This window comes from Roseibium sp. RKSG952 (assembly GCF_009711355.1).
The window spans coordinates 1-3,140 of the sequence record NZ_SMMF01000650.1 but is presented as its reverse complement, the minus strand read 5'-3'; the positions used below and the strand labels follow the sequence as shown (position 1 = coordinate 3,140).

Genomic DNA, 3,140 nt, shown 5'->3' with positions numbered 1-3,140 from the left:
TTTCGGACGAGCCAACGATGATGTCGTCACTTGAAGTAATTCAGGTGGCCCAGCCAGATCGTGTCACCGTTGTTGAAGCTGATTTGTTCAATCCGGTTGTCATCATCCTCGTCGCTGTAAATGTTCCAACCCTCGATCGTGATCTGGCCTGTGAGCGGTTCCAGTCCGGCCGCTTCCGCCTCTTCCGAAGTCTCAGAATGAAAACTGATGACTAGCTTCTTACTGGAGATCGAGAATTTCAGGTCTTCCAGTTCAATCCCGGCACCGAAGGCAAGCGTGTCGTTCCCTTGCTTTTCCGTGTAAGTGTCATTGCCGTCACCACGATTGTAGACGAAGGTGTCGTCGTCGGACCCGCCATCGATAGTATCGTTGCCGGTCCCTCCAATCAGGAGATCGTTGCCTTTCTGGCCATAAATCTTGTCATTGCCTTCACCGCCAATCAGCTGGTCATTGCCCACAAGCGATCCGTCATCGCCATAGATGACATCATTGCCGTCGCCGCCGTCGATATAGTCATCGCCAGACCAGCCGGAAACGGTGTCCTTGCCCGCGCCGCCATAGACCCGGTCATGTCCGCCATAAACACGGATGTTGTCGTCACCTTCACCGCCGAACACGATGTCGTCACCGTCCTTGGTGTTGATGACATCATTGCCCTCACGGCCCTGCACCAGATCGCGGCCAGTCCCGAGGGTCCGCGTATCCGATCCGCTTCCCAACATGGTGAAGCTCATGTCCTTGAGCTCGATCACCGTCCCGTCCGCAAGCGACAGATACTCGATCTTGTTGCTGTCCGACGCTGCCCAGTTTTTCACCCGGATCGAGCCGGTCAGGTCCGGCAGGCCGAGTTCTGCGGCAAGATCCTTGTCCGCGTCGCTTTCCTCGAAGAAACTGATCAGCAGGTCATTGCCGCTCAACCGGATGTTCAGGTCGGCAAGCGTGATCCCGGCGCCGAGCGCCAGCGTGTCGCCGCCATTGCCATTGTCATCGGTGGTCGAGCCGCTGTCCTCAATGGTCTCGTTGCCGTCGCCGCGATTGTAGAGATAGACGTCGTTGCCGGAGCCGCCCTTCAGCGTATCGGAGCCGGTGCCGCCCGAAAGCGTGTCGTCGCCACCATTGCCTGTCAGTGTATCATTGCCCGCGCCACCGATCAGCTGGTCGGCATTGGCCGCCCCTGTCAGCGTGTCATTGCCGTCCGCGCCATTGAGATAATAGCCGATCTCGACCCACCCGGCCGAAAACGTGCCATTGGCGTTGAGCGTCGCGATCTCGCTCCAGACCTTCAGATCGTTGTTGCTGCCGGTCAGCCGGTCATTGCCCGAGCCGCCGATCGCCGCTTCCACCTGATGCGCGTCAAGCGACACATTCACGCCGGACGTGCTGTCGATGGTCAACGTGTCATAGCCTTCGCCGCCCGAAACCATTCCGGAGGCAAGATCCTGGGAATCCGCCACCAGCGTATCGTTGCCGCCGCGCCCGAGCAGAGTATCCGCACCGCTGCCGCCGATCAGGATGTCGTGTCCGGCCCCGCCGGTCAGCCAGTCATTGCCGCCGGCACCCTCCAGAAGCACGTCTTCCAGCTTGTTGGATGCCTCGATCCTGTTGGAAAAATCATTGCCGATTGCCGACGACCAGCCGGAGGTGGTGAAGCTGCCGTCGCCCGCCCGGCTGTCGGTGCCGAGATCAAACCCGGCCGTGCCCGCACTTGCAGCGATCACCTTGCGCATGGTCGACCCGTCCGCTGCGCCGTCCGCGCCCTCATAGGTGACGACCGCATTGCCGTTTTGGTCGGTCGACCGGCGGACGCCGAGCTTGGAATAGCCGAGCGACACGTCACCAACACTGATTGTCGAGCCGTCGCCCTTTGTGGCCTCGGTAAAGCCGTGGATTGCGGTATTATCGTCCAGAACAACGGTGGTTTCGTTGGTGCGGGTCAGCTTGATCGAGCTGATGTCGTAATCGCTGAACGTTTTCAGCTCGCCCGCATCGACCACGCCGTCGCTGTCCCGGTCCTGCCAGATCCGGAACTCCGACCAGGCGGCATCGCGATGGTCGAACACCCCGTCACCATTGCCACCATTGGCCTCGTCGAAATGCGCCCGCAAGGCTTCCAGATCACTGTCGGTTTCATCGGAGGTCAGGTTGGAAAACGCGATTTGAGCGGCCCGGTGCAGCTGTCCGTTACCTTGCTCATCCCAGAACAGCAGGCCGTCATCGGATCCGACCCAGGCGGTGCGCTCCAGAAAGCCGTCATCGTCGAAGTCGAACTCGGTAAACGACCGGTCCATCGGGGTGATTTCAATGCCGTCGCCGTCGAGGTCAAGGATCAGCGGTTTGCCTGAATCTTTGCCGCTGTCTCGCCCGGTTGCGGCGTCGGCGCCTTTTCGGGCAGCACGATCGCCCATTCGCACACCATGGGCACTGACGTTATCGCCTCCGTGAGCTATGTGCTCATTGAAACCCGCGGCATATGCATCAGCATAGTTGTTTCCAGCTCTTCCTGCGCCGTAGGCGGCGGATTCAGCCTTGCCAGCCGCACTGTTCGCATAGCCAACACTTGATATTGCGAGACTAACTTCGTAGGCGTTTCGCGCATTTTGATCTACGGAGATTGATCTACCATCGAGTGCAGCAGAGGTGCCTGAACCATAACTGGATGTCCAAACCTGCCCCAGCCCATCGGTATGGGCCCCAAACTCATAACCTCTTCCATCGGTCCAAGAGTCATTGTGGACCCTGACCCCGCCTGCGACATAAGTGTGAAAATCCTCGACCTCGAAATTATAGGTCTTCCAGCCCTTTTTGTAGATCGGCTTCAGCGCCAAGTTGCCGTTTTCTGGCAGAACATACCCTTCAGCCTGCTCGAACATGTCGGCCGTTTTCGCGGAATAAACGATCCTCTCCGCGGTCACCTCCGCCTCGGAACCATCTGCTAAAATCACGGTGCCGGTACCGCCGGCCACCAGTTGTTCTATCTTTCTAAAATCACCATAAGCGCTCAAGAACTGATGGCTTGGAGTGGCAACCAGTTCCTTTTCTTCACCATTTTCAACCCAACTCAGGCGTAGCCATTCTTCTGTGATGTTTTCAAACGTACGGAGAACCCTTTTTGTCCTGCTTTAGTAATCCCCTGACAGTTC

At 58.2% G+C, this 3,140-nt stretch carries 1 protein-coding gene; it reads right to left on the bottom strand.

Features of this window, described 5'->3' with window-relative positions; genetic code table 11:
• Positions 1–26: 26 nt before the first annotated feature.
• Entirely contained in the window at positions 27–2,963 is a 2,937-nt protein-coding gene (locus E1297_RS51200; protein ID WP_155133844.1) for a calcium-binding protein, read from the bottom strand.
• Between the last annotated feature and the right edge of the window lie 177 nt (positions 2,964–3,140).